This window comes from Clostridium subterminale (genome assembly GCF_039521425.1).
Lineage (GTDB): Bacteria > Bacillota > Clostridia > Clostridiales > Clostridiaceae > Clostridium_J > Clostridium_J subterminale.
Genome location: NZ_BAAACI010000001.1, coordinates 929,655 through 950,031, shown reverse-complemented (window position 1 = coordinate 950,031; position 20,377 = coordinate 929,655). Strand labels below are relative to the sequence as shown.

Sequence of the window (20,377 nt, the reverse complement as noted above, 5' to 3'; positions counted from 1 at the left end):
AAAATGATTAAAGCAGTTTATCCAGGAAGTTTTGACCCAATAACAAATGGTCACTTAGATATTATAAAAAGATGTTCATACGTATTTGATGAAGTTACAGTAGGTGTATTACTAAATCCTAACAAAAGTGGGTGGTTTAGTATCGAAGAAAGAATAGATCAAATAGAAAGAGTTGTTAAATCTTTGCCAAATGTAAAAGTAAAAAGTTTTACAGGCCTTTTAGTTGATTTTATGGAAGCAGAAGACAGTGATGTAATGGTTAAGGGACTTAGGTCTATGTCAGATTTTGATTATGAATTTCAGATGGCATTAATGAATAAAAAGCTTGATAAAACAAAAGAAACTATGTTCATGATGACTAACTCTAAGTACTCTTATCTTAGCTCATCAGCTATAAAGCAAGTGGCTTTGTTTAAGGGACATTTAGATGGTTTAATTCCAAAAGAATTAGAGGGTGAAATTAGAGAGAGAGCTAAAAGTTTTGAGGGGGAATTATAGTGAAGGTATTAGAACTATTAGATTATCTACAACAAACTATTGATATGTCACCAAAGAATTTAGTAGGTAAAGTATCTATTAATAAAAAAGAGGTCTTAAAAACTCTTAATGAAATGAGAAAATTGTTACCAGATGAATTTGAAGAAGCTAAAAATTTAATGAATCGTAAAGAAATAATCTTAGATGAAGCAAGAAGTGAAGCAAAACATATTATGGAAGAAAGTAGAAAAAGAGCACAACAAGAATATGAAAACTGTGATGTGTTAGTAGCTGCTAAAAAAGAAGCAGAAGAAATATTAGAAAATGCCAATGAGGAAGCAAAAAAAATTAAAGGTGAAGCTAATAAGCAAGCTAAGGATTTGAAATTTGGCGTTATGAATTATGCAGACAATACCTTGAGTAATTTACAAAAGGATATAGATATTATAGGAGAAGAGTCTTTAAAGGTTATACAAAATGAAATGGAAGAAATGCTTGTAAAGTTATATAAAGAAATTTCTTCCACTACATCTAAGGTAAGAGAAAATATTAAAGAATTAGGAAATGATTAAAAACAATCTCGTAGCTTTTTAAATATAACAGGGAGAGTAAATATAAATATTAGTAGGACTAAAAATCCTGTTTTAGATGATAGCACAGTATTGTTCATGAAAAAGGTTTCTTGCTCAGCTAGAGAAAAGTGGAGCTTTAAGAATAACAATGTTATCAAGGTGCAAATTAGTCCCTGAACAAGTTTTAGAGATAAATATTTTTTCATTGATACTTTATATTTGTAAACAAAGGAGTATACTTGGAAGGTGATAGATAGACCACTAAAACCTATTAAGAAGCTACATATAAGAATTTTAATATTTAGGGTTAAGGAGCTTGTAGCTACAATGTTACATCCGTTAGTAATTTCTATAAATCCAAGGACGATTCCATCAAGGAGATCGTAATTAAAAATACCCGAATTACATAAAGAAATAAGAGCAGTGTGATATATTCCACTGCTTTTTATTATGTTTATAATTACAGAAAAGATAACTACAAAACTACCTATGGATAAGCAAGTTTTAGTAGCATCTTCAAGGGCATTTTTTATAGCTACTCCAAAGTTAATATTTTCTTTTATCTGTGTAGCAGCAACAGAAGAATTGCTATAGGATATATATTTACTAGTCTTTTTAGTAGGTAATATTAACCCCATAACAATACAAGACAAAGCATTTGAAATGAGAAGTATATAGCCTAAAAATGCACTATGGAGCATTGCAGTACCAACGGTGCCTATAATAAACAGAGGGCTTCCATTGGTGGCTATATTTAAAAGTCTTTCTAGGGTTGGTTTATCAATAATCTTCCTTTCATAGAGTTCACAAGCATATCTAGAGCCAAGAGGATATCCACAAAATAAACTAGCTAAAATAACTACACTACATTCCTTGGGCAGTCTTAAAGGAGTACATAGGATTTTACCTAGAAATTTAGAATAGATTTCTATACCTCCAAAAGAAAAAATTAAATTAACTATAACCAAAAAAGGAAATAGTGATGGAAATACCGAGTAAAAAAACAATTTGGCTCCACGGATAGTAAAGGATATGCAATTTTGGGGATTCAGTATAATGTAAATAATTAAAAGAGAAAATACCGCTGTAAGTAGTAGGTTTTTTGATGATTTTCTTAATAATAAATATATTAACAATATAATAAGTACGATTACAATAAACAATAATACCTTCATATAAATAATCCTTTTAAATTGATATACTTAAATATATTTTTTATTATGGTAATATATGATATAAAATCAAGGAAAATAAAAACTTCAAGGTACAGTCTCAAAACAATTCACTAAAAATTAATCTAAGATTTAGGTTATTTTGATATGGTTCCTTGAAGAAAAAATTTTATATCTATAATATAATAGGGCTTTGTAGATAATCTTCCTTAGCACTTATAGAAGGGTTTAGAATACTATAGCCACTAGTGCATTGTAGGTCCAAACTTAAGGTAGGACTTATATCCTTTGGTAGTTTTGAATATATTGGTATAGAAGAGTTGCTCTTCATTGATTTTAAAGCTGTAGCTCCATTTTTAGTGAAGCCCAAAATACGAGCGTATGGACAAGGGGCTTTACGCATTTCTATAGTATTGTATTCATAAAAGCCTAGAAAGTACTGACATAGTATTCTACTAATTCTAGTATAGGTATATCGTTTACTTTTTATCATTTCGATACAGTGTTCATAATCTTTTGCATCTTTTAATGTAGTTAATATCTTATTGTGGAGACCTTCAGAAGAGTCTGGAATTAATTCAAAATAGTTTTCTTTGCTAGTCATGGCTTTATACTTTATATACGGAAACATCATATAATCAAAGGGAAAATTATAATTTAGGTTCTTGAGTTCTACTATATTCTCGTAAACACTAGGAGGAACATGGGATACTAATTCTTCTATTAAAGCATTTGATTTTAATATTTTTCTAATAGAAGTGGCACTTGAGAATATATTATTTAAGTTAGTACTATTGTAAGCCCCGCCTTCTCTTTTTATAGTATATGGCACAATATTGCTATGAAGCTTCTTTAAGCTTTTAAGGTATTCAATACCTAAAATGTTATTAGAAGAACTTAGATTATCAACTAAATCTTTTTCATTATAATAATTTTTTCCTTCTAAATAGTGAATTAAAGCTGAAGAACGGGCCTTTGGAAATGGTAATCCTTCATCCAATTCTTCTTTCAGTAAGGATTTAAATAAAGGAGGTTCCTCTACTAGCAGGTGAGATACTTCCTTAAGAAAGTTTACATCTCCAGCTTCACTTCCAAAGCAAATTGAATCTACTATCCCTAGACTATTAAGAAGACTTATAGAGCCATTAGAAAAGAATTCTGCAGAAGATAGACTGTATATTGCAGGGAGTTCTAAAACAATATCTACACCATTATTTAAAGCCATTGAAGTTTTTTTCCACTTATCTACTACGGAGGGAATACCTCTTTGATTAAAGTTCCCACTCATAACTGCAATAATTAAATCACTATTAGTTAATTCTTTAGTTTTATTTATATGAAAAAGGTGTCCATTATGAAGAGGATTATATTCCACAATAATGCCTGATATTTTCATTTGAATTACCTCCTGTACTTATATAACCATAGATTATATCAAAAAAATGTTAATTATCATAGACATATTATTAAATTAAATAAAAAAAATTCAATATAGAGGTTGAAAAATATATGTAAAAAGGGGTATAGTAATAAGGGATATTTAGAATATTTTTACTGAAAGGGGTAAGAAAAAATGAGTTTTACACAAAAGGTATGGAAATTAGCACAGCAAGAGATGAAGACAATAGTACTTCCAGAAGGTGAAGAAGAAAGAAATTTAAAGGCTTCAGAAATTATCCAAAAAAATAAAATAGCTAGAGTTATATTAGTAGGTAGCGAGGCTAAAATTAAGGAAAATGCTAAGAGCTTCGGAGTAAATATTGATGGAATTGAAATTGTAGATCCAGAAGTATCACCAAAGACAGCAGAGTATGCAAAAGCATTTTATGAACTTAGAAAAAATAAAGGTGTTACAGAGGAAAAAGCACTACAAACAGTTAAAGACCCTGTTTATTATGGAACAATGATGGTTAAACTAGAAGATGCCCATGGGTTAGTTTCAGGAGCAGTACATAGCACAGGTGATTTATTACGTCCAGGACTTCAAATTATAAAAACAGCTCCAGGAATAAAAGTAGTTTCAAGCTTCTTTGTTATGGAACTTCAAAACTCACCATATGGAGATAATGGCACTTTATTATTTGGAGATTGTGCAGTTAATCCTAATCCAACATCAGAAGAGCTTGCATCAATAGCTATAAGTACAGCAGAAAATGCAAAGACTCTATGTGGAATAGATCCAAAGGTTGCAATGTTATCTTTCTCAACCATGGGAAGTGCTAAACATGAAAATGTAAATAAGGTTGTAGAAGCTACAACAATGGCAAAAGAAGCTAGACCAGATCTTGCAATAGATGGAGAATTACAATTAGATGCAGCTATAGTTGACAAAGTAGCAGGACTTAAGGCTCCAAATAGTACAGTAGCAGGAAATGCTAACGTTTTAATATTCCCAGATTTACAAGCAGGAAATATTGGATATAAATTAGTTCAAAGATTTGCAGGAGCTGAAGCTATAGGTCCAGTATGTCAAGGATTTGCAAAACCAATAAATGACCTTTCAAGAGGATGTAGTGTAGATGACATAGTAAATGTTGTAGCAATTACAGCAGTACAAGCACAAAATAGCAAATAAATACCTGAAAATATAATATTGATTTAATTAAAAATATATTGTAATCTAATATAATGATATATTAATATATTACAAATGCGTCAGGAGGAAATAAGAATGAAAGTATTAGTAATAAACTGTGGAAGTTCTTCATTAAAATACCAATTAATAAACATGGAAACAGAAGAGAGCTTAGCACAAGGATTAGTTGAAAGAATAGGAATTGAAGGTTCAATTTTAACTCAAAAGGTTCCAGGAAGAGATAAATATATAATAGATCAACCAATGGCTGACCACAAAGATGCAATAAAATTAGTTTTAGACGCATTAGTTGATGGTAACCATGGAGTTATATCTTCAATGGATGAAATATCAGCAGTAGGACACAGAGTTGTTCATGGTGGAGAAAAATACTCAGAGTCTGTAGTAATAGATGATGCGGTTATGGCAAGCTTAGAAGAGTGTGTAAAACTTGCACCACTTCATAATCCAGCAAACATAATTGGAATTAATGCTTGTAAGAGCTTAATGCCAAATACTCCAATGGTTGCAGTATTCGATACAGCATTCCATCAAACAATGCCAAAAACTGCTTACATGTACCCACTACCATATGAGTTATACACTAAATATGGAATAAGAAAATATGGTTTCCATGGAACATCTCACAAATATGTATCAGCAGAATGTGCTAAATTAATGGGCAAAGACATAAAGGATGTTAAAATCATCACTTGTCACCTTGGAAATGGAGCTAGCTTAGCTGCTATAAAAGATGGTCACTGTGTAGATACAAGTATGGGATTCACTCCACTTGAAGGAATAGCAATGGGAACTAGATGTGGAAACATTGACCCTGCTATAGTTACATTCTTAATGAATGAAGGAAAAATGACAGCTAAAGAAGTTGATAATTTAATGAACAAACAATCAGGAGTTCTTGGATTATCAGGAGTAAGTAGTGACTTCAGAGATATAGAAGATGCTGCTAAAGAAGGAAATGAAAGAGCAGTTCTTGCTTTAGATGTATATGACTACAGAGTAAGAGAAATGATTGGTGCTTATGCTGCAGCAATGGGCGGAGTAGACGCAGTTGTATTTACAGCAGGTCTTGGAGAAAATGCTATAGAAACTAGAGCTCAAATCTGTAAAGGCTTAGAATTCTTAGGGATTGAAATAGATGATGCTAAAAACAATGTAAGAGGAAAAGCTACAGAAGTAAGCAAAGATGGAGCTAAAGTAAAAGTATTTGTTATTCCTACAAATGAAGAATTAGTAATAGCAAGAGATACTAAAGAACTTACTTCAAAATAATTAAATTGTTATGTGCTTGAGTAAAAAAATAGCTTTTAACCTTAAGGAAAAAATATACATGTGTAAATTACCTTGACTTTTATCGGTATAATTTATATAATAACTTGTGTTTGAATGATATATTTACTTAACTTAAGGAGGGAAGTTGGAGCTTTACTCAAGCTATGCATTTTGCATTATATATAACTAGTCTTAGTTATATGAGAAAAAACACGTATATTATGTTTTTTCAGAGTGTTGTTATGATTATAAACTTTAAAGATTTAAATGATAAGAACTATGAAAGAAAGAATATAAATATCGAAATTGAGAAAGATAAGTTTTTCGATGGCAGTGAAATGGTAAAATACTCCAAATCTATTAAGTTTAATGGGTTTTTGCGTCGCAAAAAGGAAATTATAGAACTTATTGGTGACGTAGATACTGAAGTATTATTAAATTGTTCTAGATGTACAAAAGCTTTTTCTTATGAAATTAAGGTACATATAGAGGAAGAAATATCAAACACTGATGATTGTGAGATTATCTCAACCAATACTGAGAATATAGATATTTATGAAATTATTGAAAACAGTATTCTACTTGAATTACCTGTTAAAAGGTTATGTAAAGAGGATTGCAAAGGCTTATGCCAGACTTGTGGGAAAGATTTAAATTTAGGACAATGTTCTTGTACTGATTTTTATGTAGACCCTAGACTTGAAAAGCTATCACAAATGTTTTCTAACCATAAGGAGGTGTAATAATGGGAAATCCAGCTAGAAAATTTTCAAAAGCAAGAAGAGATTCAAGAAGAGCTCAAACTTTTAAACTTGGCTTACCAGGAATAGTAGAGTGTCCTCAATGCCACGAAATGAAGCTTGCTCACAGAGTTTGTAAGAACTGTGGTTACTACAAGAATAGAGAAGTTGTTTCAACTGAGGAATAGGAAGAAAGTCGATAGACTTTCTTTTTATTTTTTTATGTGGAAATTTTAATGAAAAAAATATATAATGTATTTAAATATTTTAAAATCATGAAGGGGGTTACTATGAAAGTTGTAGTTGATGGAATGGGTGGAGATAATTCACCTGAAGCTATAGTAGAAGGCTGTGTCCTTGCACAAAAAGAATATGATATACATATAATAATAACAGGTCAAGAAGAGCTTATAAAAAAAGAGTTAGAAAAATATGAATATAATAAGGAAAGAATAACTATTTTAAATACTACAGAAGTTATTTCAACTAATGAAGCCCCAGTAAAAGCGCTAAAGACTAAAAAAGATTCATCTCTTGTGAAAGCTTTGGAATTAGTTAAAAATAAGGAAGCGGATGCAATTGTATCTGCTGGAAGTACAGGAGCCTTCTTAGCAGGCTGTACTCTTATTGTAAAGAGAATTAAAGGTATAAGCAGACCAGCACTAGCTCCGGTTATGCCGGGTAAAAATGGTCCATTTATGATAATAGATGTAGGAGCTAATGCAGATTGTAAACCTCATTATTTAACTCAATTTGCTCAAATGGGTAAGGTATACTTTGAAAATGTATTAACTGTTACAAATCCTAGTGTAGGTCTTATAAATATAGGATCAGAGGAAGAAAAGGGGAATGAATTAACAAAGGAAGCTTACCAACTTTTAAGACAAGAGAATATTAACTTTATAGGAAATGTAGAGCCAAGAGAAATTCCTAAAGGAGAAGTAAATGTCCTTGTATGTGACGGTTTTGTAGGCAATACCGTATTAAAGATGTATGAAGGTGTTGCAGAAACCATATTCAGTGAGCTTAAAAATGAAATAGTGAGTTCCACAACAACAAAAATAGGTGGACTATTACTAAAGCCTGTATTTAAGAAATTTAAAAAGCACTATGATTATAAGGAGTATGGTGGAGCTGCATTTTTAGGAGTTGATGGTATTTGCATAAAAGCTCATGGAAGTTCCGATTCCAAGGCTTTAAAAAATGCAATTAAGCTTTCTAAAACCTATTATGATACAAAAGTACTAGATAAAGTTAAAGATGCTTTTAAAGAAGAAAAATAAAATTTTAAAATAAGTGAATAAAATTTCATAGGTTTAGTATATTATAATATAGTATTTATAAATAAATAGTTGATTATTATCCAATATGCTATTATATTAAATAGTGATATTATATTGAATTTTTAGGAGGTAAATAAAATGTTTGAAAAAATAAGAGCAAAAATCGCGGAGCAACTAAGCATAGATGAAAATGATATAACTATGGACTCTGGATTTGTTGATGATTTAGGAGCAGACTCATTGGACTTAGTTGAATTAATTATGGCCCTTGAAGAGGAATTTGACATGGAAATCCCTGATGAAGATGCAGAAAAAATAACTATCGTGGGAGATGTAGTTGACTACATAAAAGCGCGAGTAGAAGAATAATATCAGCAGGTTCCGTAGAAATGCGGAACCTTATTTTTAGATTTATTCTTGAATTTATTTACTTGAATACTAAGATTGATATAAAGTTAGTACATTATTTAGATAAATTGAAGAATAAACCTTGGTGAAAGAGGTAAAAAGATGAAAATATTAAAAAACACATTTGAATTAAAAAATAAATTAGGAATTGATTTTAAAGATTTAAATTTATTACAAACAGCCATAACTCATAGTTCTTATGCTAATGAGAGGAATACAGCCTTTAATGAACGCTTAGAATTTTTAGGAGACACAGTTTTAGAATTAATTATATCTGAATATTTGTTTACCAATCACAAAGACGAAACTGAAGGGTACCTTACTAAGGTAAGAGCTTTAATTGTATGTGAAAATTCTTTATTTGAAATAGCTAAAAAGTGGGAATTGGGAAAATACATATATATGAGCAAGGGGGAAGAGTTAACTGGTGGTAGAACCAGAGTATCAATTTTAGCTGATGCTGTAGAAGCTATTATTGCTGCAGTGTACTTAGATCAAGGACTTCTAGTAGCTAAGGAATTTGTTCTTAATAATTTTAGTTCAATTATTATTAAAGCGGTTAAAAATGAAATAATTTTAGACTACAAAACCAAGCTTCAAGAAACATTACAAAAAAATGGAGATGTAGATATTTCTTATACTCTTATTAACTTTGAAGGACCGCCTCACAGAAGAGAATTTTTTGTGAAAGTATTAATTAATGGAGAAGCTGAGGGAAATGGCTCAGGATATAGTAAAAAAGAAGCTGAGCAAATGGCAGCTAGGGAGGTTCTAATTAAGAGGGGTGATATTAGTGAGTAAAAATCATTATATAATACCTATATTTGTTCCTCATATAGGGTGTCCTCATACTTGTGTGTTTTGTAATCAGGATAGTATTACTGGAGACGCAGGGGTAGCTGGTAGCACAGGAAATGTAGATGGAAATTATGTGAAAAAAGTCATAGAGGATTACTTAGAAACTATAGATAGTAGTGATGCTATAATTGAGGTGTCATTTTTCGGTGGTACTTTTACTGGAATTAATATGTGTATCCAAAGAGAATTATTATCGGTAGCTCAATACTATAAAAAAATAGGAAAGGTTAAATTTATAAGATTATCTACAAGACCAGATTATATAGATCAAGAGATTTTAGAACATCTTAAAAGCTTCCATGTAGATATTATAGAATTAGGAGTTCAATCATTAGATGAAGAAGTTTTACATAAGTCAGGAAGAGGTCATAGTGCAGAAGATGTGGAGAAGGCATCAAAGTTAATAAAAGAATATGGATTTACCTTAGGACATCAAATAATGCTAGGACTTCCAGGTGATACAAGAGAGAAGGATATTGAAACTACTAGAAAAAGTATTTCTATGAGTCCAGATATCTGTAGAATATATCCATCCTTAGTTATTAAGGCAACACCTATGGAAAAACTCTTAAAGGAAGGCAAATATAAGCCATATACTTTAGAGGAAGCTGTAGATATAAGTAAGATAGTTTACGGAATGATGGAGAGTAATGATATAAAGGTTATCCGAATAGGTCTTCAACCTACAGAAGAGATTAGTGCTGATGGAGATGTGATAGATGGACCTTTTCATCCTGCTTTTAGAGAACTCATGGAGAGTAGTGTATACTGCGATATAATTTATGACTATTATAAAGATAAAAAAATAGATGGATGCAAAATATATATAAATCCTAAAGATATATCTAAGCTTTATTCTAATAAAAAGCAATATTTTAATCTGCTTTTAAAAAAATTAAAGTGTAGAGAAATATCTGTAATTCAAGAAAGAAATATAGAAAAGTCTTCCATAGGGTTTTATAATGGCACAAAGTTAGATATAATTAATCAAAAGGATTATTTAAAACTTAAATTTCAATAAAATCTTTTATTATATAGGTTGAAGTAAATATATATTTTAAAGTATCCTATTATAACTAAGAGGATACTTTATTTAAGATAAAGATATTAAATTAAAGTTAGGAGTGAGTTTTATGAGGATTACTAAGAAGAAAAGAGAAAAGTATATAAAAATAATAACTACTTGTATATGCATTGCTATGGCTGCAGTACTTATTTTACCTATTATTTTAGGGGCTTAGGAGTGTGAATAGATGTTCTTAAAATCTATCGAAATAAGAGGATTCAAATCCTTTGCAGATAAGACGGAACTTACATTTAAGCAAGGAGTAACTGTAGTTGTAGGTCCCAATGGAAGTGGAAAAAGTAATATCTCAGATGCTGTAAGGTGGGTTCTGGGTGAACAAAGTATTAGGAATCTTAGGGGAGACAAAATGGAAGACGTAATCTTTGCAGGTACTCAATATAGAAAACCTGTAGGTCTTGCTCAAGTTTCCCTTACTTTAGATAATAGCGACTCTGATTTAGATATAGCCTATTCCCAGGTAACCGTAGCAAGAAGATTGTATAGATCTGGAGAAAGTGAGTATTTAATAAATAATACTGTATGTAGGTTAAAAGATGTACAAGCTTTATTTATGGATACAGGAATAGGTAAGGAAGGATATTCCTTAATAGGCCAAGGTAAAATTGATGCAATCTTAAGTGCAAAGTCAGAGGATAGAAGAAAGCTATTAGAAGAGGCAGCCGGTATAGTAAAATATAAAACAAGAAAAGAAGAGGCTGAGAAAAAACTTGATAATACAGAGCAAAATCTTATTAGAATAAATGATATTATTTCTACCTACGAAGAAAGGCTTCCATCATTAGAAGACGATTGTGAAAAAGCTAAGATATTCTTAGAGGCTTCTGAAGTGATAAAAGTAAAGGAAGTTAATATAATCATAGATTTTTTGGAGAAAACTAAGAATAACATAGATAGATACAACAATATCATAAATGGGGTAACTGCAAATATAGACACCTTGCAGAAAGAAAAACATGAATTAAAGCTGGCTTATGAAAAGAGAAATGAAGAGTTAGAGACTTTAAATAATATTTTAGAAGAGAAGAAAAAGATTTATTATGAGAGTCAAAATAAACATCAAGGAGTACTTGGAGAAGTTAAACTCTTTGAAGAGAAAATATTACATTTGGAAGAAACTATAAATAGATTAAATAGCGAAATACTACAAAAAAATCAGTATATTGAAGAGGCGCATCTAAAAATCGAAAATCAAAGAAAGAGTATAGCTGCCTTAAAAGAAGAAGAACTAGACATAAATAATAAAATAGAAGAAAAAGAAGTGGAGTTAACTAATGTATTAAATAGTGTAACTAGTGATAATAACAAGCTGAAGGAATTAGAGAAAGTAAAATTTAAGTATTATAATAATATTAATTCTAAAACTAGCGAAATAGATATTTTAAAGAATAACATTGAAATTAGCAGTGGCAGTGTAGAAAACTTAATATTAGATGTTCAAACTTTTAAAAATTCTATATTAATAAATAACAAGACCAAGGATCATTTAATAGAAGAAGAGAGTAAGGCTGGTATTAATATTGCTAAACATGAAGAGGAAGTTAAGGAAAATAGAAAAAAACTATCTAAGTGTAAGCATAATTTGGAGATTTTAGAGAAAAAATTAAAAGAAATAGTAAGAGAACAAGGCAATAAAGAAGCTAGGTTAAATGCTTTGATAACTTTAGAGAATTCCTATGAAGGATATAATAGATCTGTAAAACTTCTTATGCAACACATAGAGAGTAGTAAGAATTATAAAGCAAATGAGGATTGCTATGTACTTGGAGATATAATAAAGGTTCCAGAGAGGTTTGAAAGGGCAATAGAGATTGCGATGGGAGCTAGTATATCTAATATTGTCACTAAGGATGAACTTATAGCTAAAAATCTTATTAATTTCTTGAAAAGTAGTAAAATAGGAAGAGCAACCTTTATGCCTATAAACATAGTTAAAGGTAAAAACTTAGTGGTAGATAGAACTGTAAGGGATACTAATGGGTATATAGGTATTGCTAGTGAACTTATAGAATTTGAGGATAAATTTAAGGGTGTTATTGATCAAGTTTTAGGCAAAACTCTTGTATGTGATACTATGGATAATGGACTACATATATCTAAAATTAGTGGCTATAAATATAGGATTGTTACATTAGATGGAGAAATATTTAATCCGGGCGGCTCACTAACAGGAGGAAGCTATTCTAAAAATGCTAATGTTATTGGTAGAAAGAGAGAAATTGAAAAATTAACTGAGCAAGTAGAAGAAAGTCACGGAATAGTTGCTCTTAAAAATGAAGAAATAAGATCAGCTAATGTTGAGATTAAAGAACTAGATGATAGAGGCCTTAACTTAAGAGATGAAATACACTACGAGAATATTAATATTACAAAGATTAAGGGTGAAATCTCTAGGGTCACAGAAGAGGAATTAAGAAATAAAAGAGAACTTCAAAGAGCTAGTGAATACCTGGGTAAGGAAGAAGAAAAAATTAAAGGTCTAAAAGCTAAATTAACTCTTTCAGAGCAGGAATTAACTCAGATTAAAGAGAAAGCGAGAGAATTAGAAGGGCAATATGATGAACATAATAATAAAACTAAGGGTAAAAACTTATATATAGATGCCATTAAAGATGAGTTAACTTCTGTAAAAATAAATAAGGCAAAACTTTTAGAAGTTATCAGTAACAATATTCAAGAATTAGATAGGATGAACCAGGCAGTAGATAGAGAGAAAAGGCTAATTGAAAGTAACTTAAGAGATATAGAGGCATCTGCTTTAGCTAAGGAAGAATATAACATAAATATATCTAAAAGTACTGAAAGTACTAAGGGGATTATTAAGTTACTTAAGGAGTTAGAGCAGTTCTTTGAAGAAAGCCAGGTAGAAAAGATAAAAATAAAAGAGAAAATACCAGTTATAACTTCAAAAATTGAAGATATTGATTTACAATTAGATAAACTAGAAAAGGAAATTCATAAAAATCAAATTTCTTTAGCTAAAATTGAATCAGAAGAAGAAGCTCTTTTAAAGAAGCTTAATGAAGAGTATAATCTTACCCTTGCAGAAGGATTAAGTTTTAAGCTGGAGGGTTATGATATAGCTATATTAAAGAATGAAGTTGCAGAATTGAAAAAGAGAATAAGTGATCTTGGAGTAGTTAACCTAGGAGCCATAGAGGAATTTAAAGAAGTAAATGAAAAGTATACCTTTATGAGTACACAAAGGGAAGATTTAGTTAAGTCTAAGGAAGAAATAATTGAATTCATAGGCGAGATAACTGAAAAGATGAGAGATGTGTTTATGGAGAATTTTAAGCAGCTTAGGATTTACTTCAATGAGACTTTTAAGGAGTTATTTAAGGGTGGAAGTGCTGATTTAAGTCTTCAAGGAGATGATGAACTTACTTGTAAGATTGAAATAGATGTAGAACCACCAGGAAAGAAACTTCAAAACATAAACCTACTATCAGGAGGAGAGAAGGTTTTATCAGCCATTGCACTACTGTTTGCAATCCTAAAGATGAAGCCAACTCCATTCTGTATACTAGACGAGATTGAGGCAGCATTAGATGATGCTAATGTACTTAGATATGGAGAATTTTTAAAGAAATTCTCGGAAAATATACAGTTCATAGTAATAACTCACAGAAAAGGAACCATGGAAACCAGTGATATGATTTATGGAGTTACTATGGAAGAAAAGGGTGTATCTAAGGTAGTATCCATGGAATTTAATAAGAAATAAGGAGGCTTAACATGTTTGGAGGATTTTTTGATAAGTTAAAACAGGGACTTAGCAAAACTAGAAATACTATAAATGATGCAGTGACTCAGGTATTAAAGCTTGCAGTTACTATAGATGATGATTTATATGAAGAATTAGAAGAAGTATTAATAACTAGTGATATAGGAGTAGAGACCTCAATAGAGGTCATTGAAAGGCTTAGAAAAAAGGTTATTTCTGAAAGAATCGATGATACTGAAGAGATACTTCCAGCTATGAAATCTATAATTATGGAGATGCTAGGAGACTATGATACCTCAATAATACCAGAGACAATACCGGAAGTAAGATTAGTCATTGGTGTTAATGGAGTAGGAAAAACTACATCCATAGGAAAAATGGCTGCTAGAATTAAAAATAATAATTATAAAGTTTTATTAGCAGCAGCAGATACTTTTAGAGCAGCAGCTATAGATCAGCTAGAAGTTTGGAGTAATAGAGCCAATGTGGATTTAATAAAACATCAAGAAGGTTCAGATCCAGCAGCTGTTATATATGATGCAGTACAGGCTGCAAAAGCTAGAAAAGTTGATGTGTTAATTTGTGATACAGCAGGTAGACTTCATAATAAGAAAAATCTTATGGATGAGCTTGGAAAGATCAATAGAGTTATCGATAGAGAGTATGGAGAAGCTAAAAAGGAAACTTTATTAGTTTTAGATGCTACTACTGGACAAAATGCAGTTATTCAAGCAAAACAATTTATGGAGGTATGCCCTATAGATGGTATAATTCTAACAAAGCTAGATGGTACAGCTAAGGGTGGTATAGTTATCTCTATAAAACATACTTTAAATATTCCAGTTAGATATATAGGCGTAGGTGAAGGCATAGATGATCTTCAAGAATTTAATTCTAGAGATTTTGTAGAAGCTTTATTTTAACTGTTAAGTAAAAATACTTGACAGCCTAAAATTAATTTGTTAATATAAGTTTTGTGAGTTGGGTGATTATATGGAAAAAAGAGTTGAAATATCAATTTTGCTAGATTTTTATAACTTATTACTTACTGATAAACAAAGAGATATTATGGATTTATATTATAATAATGACTTATCTCTATCAGAAATAGCAGAAGTTAATAATACTAGTAGGCAAGCAATTCATGACTTAATTAAAAGATGTGGTAATCTTTTAGAAGAGTATGAAGGCAAACTTAACTTAATGAAAAAAACCTTAGCTATAGAAAACTCTAAAACTGAAATTATTAACAAATTACAAAAATTAAAAGGTACTACTTCTGAAGAAAATATAAAAAAAGAAATAGACCATATAATTAAAGATATAGAAGAGAATGTATAGGAGGTTTTCATATGGCTTTTGAAGGACTATCTTCCAAATTACAAGAGACCATAAAAAAGCTAAAGGGTAAAGGTAAGCTTTCAGAGAAAGATATCAAAGAGGCTATGAGAGAAGTAAAACTTGCTCTTTTAGAAGCCGATGTAAATTATAAAGTTGTTAAAAACTTTGTAAAGTCTGTTAGTGAAAAATGTCTTGGTGACCAGGTTATGGAAAGTTTAACTCCAGGTCAGCAAGTAGTTAAAATAGTTAATGAAGAACTAACTGAATTAATGGGAACTACTGAAAAGAAAATAGAATTTGTTAACAATGGAATAACTATGATAATGTTAGTTGGTCTCCAAGGTGCAGGTAAAACTACCATGGCAGGAAAGCTTGCTCTAAATCTTAGAAAAAGCAATAAAAAGCCATTATTAGTTGCATGTGATGTTTATAGACCAGCAGCTATAAAACAACTACAAGTTGTAGGAAAGTCAATAGATGTTCCAGTATTCACTATGGGAGATAAAAATAGCCCAGTAGATATTGCAAAAGCTTCTATTGAACATGCTAAGAGCATTGGAGCTAATGTAGTCATTGTGGATACAGCAGGAAGACTTCACATAGATGAAGCTCTTATGGGGGAACTTGAAGACATAAAAGCTTCAATAAATCCATCAGAAATTTTATTAGTTGTAGATGCTATGACAGGTCAAGATGCAGTAAATGTAGCTGAAACCTTTAATAATACACTAGATATTACAGGAGTTATTATTACCAAGTTAGATGGTGATACTAGAGGTGGTGCTGCACTATCTATTAAAGCAATCACTGAAAAACCTATAAAATATGTAGGTATGGGTGAGAAGATGACAGATTTAGAAATCTTTCATCCAGAGAGAATGGCATCAAGAATCCTTGGTATGGGTGATGTACTTTCTTTAATTGAAAAAGCTCAATCAGCTATCGATGAGAAGAAGGCTACAGAACTTGGTAATAGAATGATGAATCAAGAATTCAATCTTGAGGACTTTTTAGAAACTATGAACCAAATGAAAAATTTAGGACCTATGGGTAAGTTAGTTGAAATGATTCCAGGCTTCAATGCAAAGGAATTAAAGGGAGTAGATTTTTCACAAAGTGAAAAGGCTATGGGGAAGATGGAAGCAATAATACATTCCATGACTGCAAAGGAAAGAAAAAATCCGAGTATAGTATCTTCTTCACCATCTAGAAAGAAAAGAATAGCTGATGGCTCAGGTTCTAACATTCAAGCAGTTAATAAGCTTTTAAAAGACTTCGAGATGATGAAAAAAATGATGAAACAGATGAAGGGCGTTGGAGGCAAGGCTGGTAAATTTGGTAAAAAAGGCTTGTTTGGAAAATTACCTTTCTAAGTTTAAATAAACATAACCTTTGAAGGAGGTGAAAATATAATGGCAGTAAAAATAAGATTAAGAAGAATGGGTGCTAAAAAAGCTCCTTTCTACAGAATAGTTGTTGCTGATTCAAGATCTCCAAGAGATGGAAGATTTGTTGAAGAGATTGGATACTACAATCCAACTACAGAGCCTGTAACTGTTAAAATCGATGAAGAGAAAGCAGTTAAATGGGTAAAAAATGGAGCTCAACCAACAGATACAGTTAAAAGACTTTTCAACAATGCAGGAATAAAATAGGAAAGTTTAATTGATTGGAGGCGCAATCCATGAAAGAATTACTTACAATTATTGCGAAATCATTAGTTGATAACCCTGATTCTGTAAAAGTAAATGAAATTACTGGAGAGCATTCTATAATTTTGGAATTAAAGGTTGCTGAAGAAGATATGGGGAAAGTAATTGGAAAACAGGGAAGAATAGCTAAGTCTATTAGAACTGTTGTTAAAGCAGCAGCGATTAAAGAAAATAAAAGAGTTGTTGTAGAGATAATATAAGAGTTAGGAATACCTAGCTCTTATTTTTTTATCTATTATAGTTGACAAGAATCAGAAGAAATTATTATAATAAACAGAGTTCTTAGTATCAGTATTTTCGATACTTAGAACTCGTTATCCAGGGACGTAGCAGCTCTTAAGTCCCACTTTGAAGAAGATGGGAGTATTAGAGCTGATAATCATTAGATAAATAAATGTTTATGAAAATTTTTTGTGTTAATAATATTAAGTAATTAAATTGTGAGGAGATATACGATGAGGGAATTGATGAGTGTTGGGCAGATAACTAAGCCCCATGGAGTAAGAGGAGAAGTTAAGGTGCTTTCTCTAACAGATAGCTTAGAAAGATTTAGAGACTTAGATAAGGTATACATAGATGATAAAGAGATAAAAATTACATCAGTTAAACTTCAAAAGGATAGGGCTATATTAAAAATAGAAGGAATTGACTCAATTGAAGAAGCTGATCTTTATAGAAATAAATATCTTCAAGTTAAAAGAGAGGATGCTATAAAATTACCAGAGGGTAGCTATTATGTTGCTGACTTAATGGATTGTTATGTTTATGATACAGATGGAGAAGAATTAGGAAAAGTATATGATGTTATTGCAACGGGAAGTAACGATGTATATTGGGTTAAATCAGAAGGAAAAGAAGACGTGTTAATTCCCGCTTTAAAAACCATTGTAGAAGAAGTAGACATAGTAAATAATAAAATTATAATAAAACCAGTGAAGGTATGGTCTGAATAATGAAGATAGATATTTTAACTTTATTTCCAGAGATGTTTCAGATGTTTAATCATAGCATCATAGGAAATGCCATGGAAAAAGGTATATTATCTATAAATACAACTAATATAAGAGACTTCTCTACAAATAAACATAAAAAGGTTGATGATTACCCTTATGGGGGTGGAGCAGGTATGGTAATGACTCCTGAACCTATTGTAAACTCCATAAAACATCTAAAAGAAAAAAATAAAGGAAAAGTTATATTTTTAGGTCCTAGAGGTAAAACTTTAAACCAAGAATTGTGTAAAGAGCTTGCTAAAGAAGATGAGTTAATATTTTTATGTGGTCATTACGAAGGTATAGATGAGAGAGTATATAAATATATAGATATGGAGATTTCTCTAGGGGATTTTGTTTTAACTGGAGGGGAAATGGCTTGTATACCTGTAGTTGATAGTATTGCTAGAATGATACCAGGAGTTTTATCCTGTGATGAAAGTTATGAAGAGGAATCTTTTTATGAAGGATTATTAGAATATCCTCAATATACAAGACCTTTTTCCTTTGAAGGTGATGAAGTTCCAGCGGTATTAATATCTGGGCATCACGAAAATATAAGAAAGTGGCGAAGACTTAAATCATTGCTGATTACAAAGGAAAAAAGAAGTGACTTATATAAAAATATAGAGCTTACTAAAGAAGATAAAAAGCTATTGGAGAATTATCATAAAAAGGATAAATAATATTGCACATTGAAATATTATGTGATAAAATGAGGATTGTGCTAGTACGGGCGGTCCTCTGTCACCAATGTGAGTAAGAACGTCAGAATAAAATTTAGGAGGGAATGCACAATGTTAGATATAATAAAAGCTATAGAAGCAGAACAATTAAGAACTGACTTACCTGAGTTCAATGTAGGAGATACAGTTAAAGTTCACATCAGAATCAAAGAAGGTAACAAAGAAAGAGTTCAAATATTTGAAGGTACCGTTCTTAAAAGACAAAATGGTGGAGCTAGAGAAACTTTTACAGTAAGAAGATTTGCATCAGGAGTTGGAGTTGAAAAAACTTTCCCAATAAATACGCCTGTTATAGAAAAAATCGACGTAGTTAGAAGAGGAAAAGTAAGAAGAGCTAAATTATTCTACTTAAGAGATAGAGTAGGTAAGGCTGCGAAAGTAAAAGAAAGAATGTAAGAAATTGGGGCTAGATAGTCCCTTTTTTTATTATATATATAGAAGTATTTATTTTAAATGTGGTCAATACTAAAATAGTTAATATATCTAATTATAAAATCTTAGGAGTGAGATAAATGAGTATAAACTGGTTTCCTGGACATATGGCAAAGACCAGAAGAGAAATAAAAGAAAATCTAAAATTAGTAGATGCAATAATAGAAATTCGCGATGCAAGAATAGCTTCTTCAAGTTCCAATCCAGACATTGAAGATATCTGCAGTGAGAAGCCTAGAATAATATTATTTAATAAAAGTGACCTTAGTGAGGAATATGTAACAAAGAAGTGGGTGAATAAATTATCTGACGATAAAACTAGAGTATTGTCTGTTAACTGTCTTACAGGGTCAGGTCTGAACAAAATAAAACCTACTCTAGATGGGCTTTTAAAGGAAAAGCATGACAGGTTAAAAAGTAAAGGTGTAGTGAATATCATTACCAGAGTAATGGTTGTAGGAATACCTAATGTGGGAAAATCTACCTTTATAAATAGGATGGCAAAAAACAGTGCTGCTAAAACGGGAGATAGACCTGGGGTTACAAAGAGTAAACAATGGATAAAAACAAAGATGGGAATAGAACTTATGGATACTCCAGGAGTTTTATGGCCTAAATTTGAAGATGATACAGTGGGGCTTAATTTAGCATTTACTGGCGCTATAAAAGATGAAATAATGGATGTTGAGGAGTTGGCATTAAAGCTTATAGAAAGACTTCAAAATACCCATGGAGAAAGGCTTATGGAGAGATATAAGCTTAAAGAATTAGATGAAAATCCTCTTACTAATATGGATAATATAGGTAAAAAAAGAGGTGCTATAATTTCAGGTGGAAACATAGATTATAATAGAGTAGCTGTAATGCTATTAGATGAATTTAGGGGGGGAAAGTTAGGTCCTATTTCACTAGAGGTACCTGATATAGAAAATAAGTATGAGTAGTACAAATTTTTTGAAAGAAAT

At 30.9% G+C, this 20,377-nt stretch carries 22 protein-coding genes; 20 read left to right on the top strand and 2 right to left on the bottom strand.

Translation table 11 applies throughout. The features are described from left to right. Window positions 1-3: 3 nt before the first annotated feature. A complete protein-coding gene (gene coaD / locus ABDZ93_RS04860) occupies window positions 4-498 on the top strand; it encodes a pantetheine-phosphate adenylyltransferase (protein ID WP_343824143.1) in 495 nt (164 codons plus the stop codon). Beyond that, window positions 498-1,049, top strand: a complete 552-nt coding sequence (locus tag ABDZ93_RS04855; RefSeq protein ID WP_343824141.1) for an ATP synthase subunit B family protein — start codon at window positions 498-500, stop codon at window positions 1,047-1,049. The genes coaD and ABDZ93_RS04855 overlap by 1 nt, the downstream gene beginning before the upstream one ends. Here ABDZ93_RS04855 and ylbJ read toward each other — a convergent pair. Both ylbJ and ABDZ93_RS04845 read right to left on the bottom strand, forming a co-directional pair. Next, window positions 1,046-2,224 carry a sporulation integral membrane protein YlbJ gene (gene ylbJ, locus ABDZ93_RS04850; RefSeq protein WP_343824139.1) on the bottom strand — a complete coding sequence of 393 codons (1,179 nt, stop codon included), beginning with the start codon at window positions 2,222-2,224 and terminating at the stop codon, window positions 1,046-1,048. The genes ABDZ93_RS04855 and ylbJ overlap by 4 nt on opposite strands. A gap of 172 nt (window positions 2,225-2,396) precedes the next feature. Next, window positions 2,397-3,617 carry a nucleotidyltransferase gene (locus ABDZ93_RS04845; protein WP_343824138.1) on the bottom strand — a complete coding sequence of 407 codons (1,221 nt, stop codon included), beginning with the start codon at window positions 3,615-3,617 and terminating at the stop codon, window positions 2,397-2,399. A gap of 177 nt (window positions 3,618-3,794) precedes the next feature. Here ABDZ93_RS04845 and pta point away from each other — a divergent pair, with 177 nt between their 5' ends. The 18 genes from pta to ylqF all read left to right on the top strand — a co-directional run bounded on the left by pta (window position 3,795) and on the right by ylqF (window position 20,356). Beyond that, window positions 3,795-4,796, top strand: a complete 1,002-nt coding sequence (gene pta / locus ABDZ93_RS04840; RefSeq protein WP_343824136.1) for a phosphate acetyltransferase — start codon at window positions 3,795-3,797, stop codon at window positions 4,794-4,796. 96 nt (window positions 4,797-4,892) lie between these two features. Then, window positions 4,893-6,089 (top strand): acetate/propionate family kinase, encoded by a 1,197-nt coding sequence (locus ABDZ93_RS04835; protein WP_343824134.1) that lies wholly within the window; start codon window positions 4,893-4,895, stop codon window positions 6,087-6,089. A 200-nt stretch (window positions 6,090-6,289) separates the two neighbouring features. Further along, window positions 6,290-6,832: a YceD family protein gene (locus ABDZ93_RS04830; protein ID WP_343824132.1), complete on the top strand. Its 543-nt coding sequence runs from the start codon at window positions 6,290-6,292 to the stop codon at window positions 6,830-6,832. A gap of 2 nt (window positions 6,833-6,834) precedes the next feature. Then, window positions 6,835-7,017 (top strand): 50S ribosomal protein L32, encoded by a 183-nt coding sequence (gene rpmF / locus ABDZ93_RS04825; protein WP_035132741.1) that lies wholly within the window; start codon window positions 6,835-6,837, stop codon window positions 7,015-7,017. A gap of 102 nt (window positions 7,018-7,119) precedes the next feature. Continuing rightward, window positions 7,120-8,112: a phosphate acyltransferase PlsX gene (gene plsX, locus ABDZ93_RS04820; RefSeq protein WP_343824129.1), complete on the top strand. Its 993-nt coding sequence runs from the start codon at window positions 7,120-7,122 to the stop codon at window positions 8,110-8,112. A 138-nt stretch (window positions 8,113-8,250) separates the two neighbouring features. Beyond that, window positions 8,251-8,481, top strand: coding sequence for an acyl carrier protein (acpP, locus tag ABDZ93_RS04815; RefSeq protein ID WP_343824127.1), 231 nt, complete (start codon window positions 8,251-8,253; stop codon window positions 8,479-8,481). A gap of 141 nt (window positions 8,482-8,622) precedes the next feature. Beyond that, the gene (gene rnc / locus ABDZ93_RS04810; protein ID WP_343824125.1) at window positions 8,623-9,321 is read left to right on the top strand and encodes a ribonuclease III; all 699 of its coding nucleotides are present in this window, start codon (window positions 8,623-8,625) and stop codon (window positions 9,319-9,321) included. Next, window positions 9,314-10,399, top strand: a complete 1,086-nt coding sequence (locus ABDZ93_RS04805; protein ID WP_343824123.1) for an elongator complex protein 3 — start codon at window positions 9,314-9,316, stop codon at window positions 10,397-10,399. The genes rnc and ABDZ93_RS04805 overlap by 8 nt, the downstream gene beginning before the upstream one ends. A gap of 232 nt (window positions 10,400-10,631) precedes the next feature. Beyond that, window positions 10,632-14,189, top strand: a complete 3,558-nt coding sequence (gene smc, locus ABDZ93_RS04800; RefSeq protein WP_343824121.1) for a chromosome segregation protein SMC — start codon at window positions 10,632-10,634, stop codon at window positions 14,187-14,189. Window positions 14,190-14,200: 11 nt separating this feature from the next. Further along, window positions 14,201-15,112, top strand: coding sequence for a signal recognition particle-docking protein FtsY (ftsY, locus tag ABDZ93_RS04795; protein ID WP_343824120.1), 912 nt, complete (start codon window positions 14,201-14,203; stop codon window positions 15,110-15,112). 70 nt (window positions 15,113-15,182) lie between these two features. Continuing rightward, complete coding sequence (locus ABDZ93_RS04790; RefSeq protein ID WP_343824118.1) at window positions 15,183-15,530, top strand: putative DNA-binding protein; 348 nt, start codon at window positions 15,183-15,185, stop codon at window positions 15,528-15,530. Between the two features lie 11 nt (window positions 15,531-15,541). Continuing rightward, entirely contained in the window at window positions 15,542-16,903 is a 1,362-nt protein-coding gene (gene ffh, locus ABDZ93_RS04785) for a signal recognition particle protein (protein WP_343824116.1), read from the top strand. 39 nt (window positions 16,904-16,942) lie between these two features. Then, window positions 16,943-17,185 (top strand): 30S ribosomal protein S16, encoded by a 243-nt coding sequence (rpsP, locus tag ABDZ93_RS04780; RefSeq protein ID WP_035132758.1) that lies wholly within the window; start codon window positions 16,943-16,945, stop codon window positions 17,183-17,185. Between the two features lie 29 nt (window positions 17,186-17,214). Then, entirely contained in the window at window positions 17,215-17,442 is a 228-nt protein-coding gene (locus ABDZ93_RS04775) for a KH domain-containing protein (RefSeq protein WP_343824114.1), read from the top strand. Window positions 17,443-17,697: 255 nt separating this feature from the next. Further along, complete coding sequence (gene rimM / locus ABDZ93_RS04770; RefSeq protein WP_343824112.1) at window positions 17,698-18,195, top strand: ribosome maturation factor RimM; 498 nt, start codon at window positions 17,698-17,700, stop codon at window positions 18,193-18,195. After that, complete coding sequence (gene trmD, locus ABDZ93_RS04765) at window positions 18,195-18,920, top strand: tRNA (guanosine(37)-N1)-methyltransferase TrmD (protein ID WP_343824111.1); 726 nt, start codon at window positions 18,195-18,197, stop codon at window positions 18,918-18,920. The genes rimM and trmD overlap by 1 nt, the downstream gene beginning before the upstream one ends. 111 nt (window positions 18,921-19,031) lie before the next feature. Continuing rightward, window positions 19,032-19,376 (top strand): 50S ribosomal protein L19, encoded by a 345-nt coding sequence (gene rplS / locus ABDZ93_RS04760; protein ID WP_035132767.1) that lies wholly within the window; start codon window positions 19,032-19,034, stop codon window positions 19,374-19,376. Between the two features lie 116 nt (window positions 19,377-19,492). Continuing rightward, window positions 19,493-20,356, top strand: a complete 864-nt coding sequence (gene ylqF / locus ABDZ93_RS04755) for a ribosome biogenesis GTPase YlqF (RefSeq protein ID WP_343824108.1) — start codon at window positions 19,493-19,495, stop codon at window positions 20,354-20,356. Window positions 20,357-20,377: the final 21 nt, after the last annotated feature.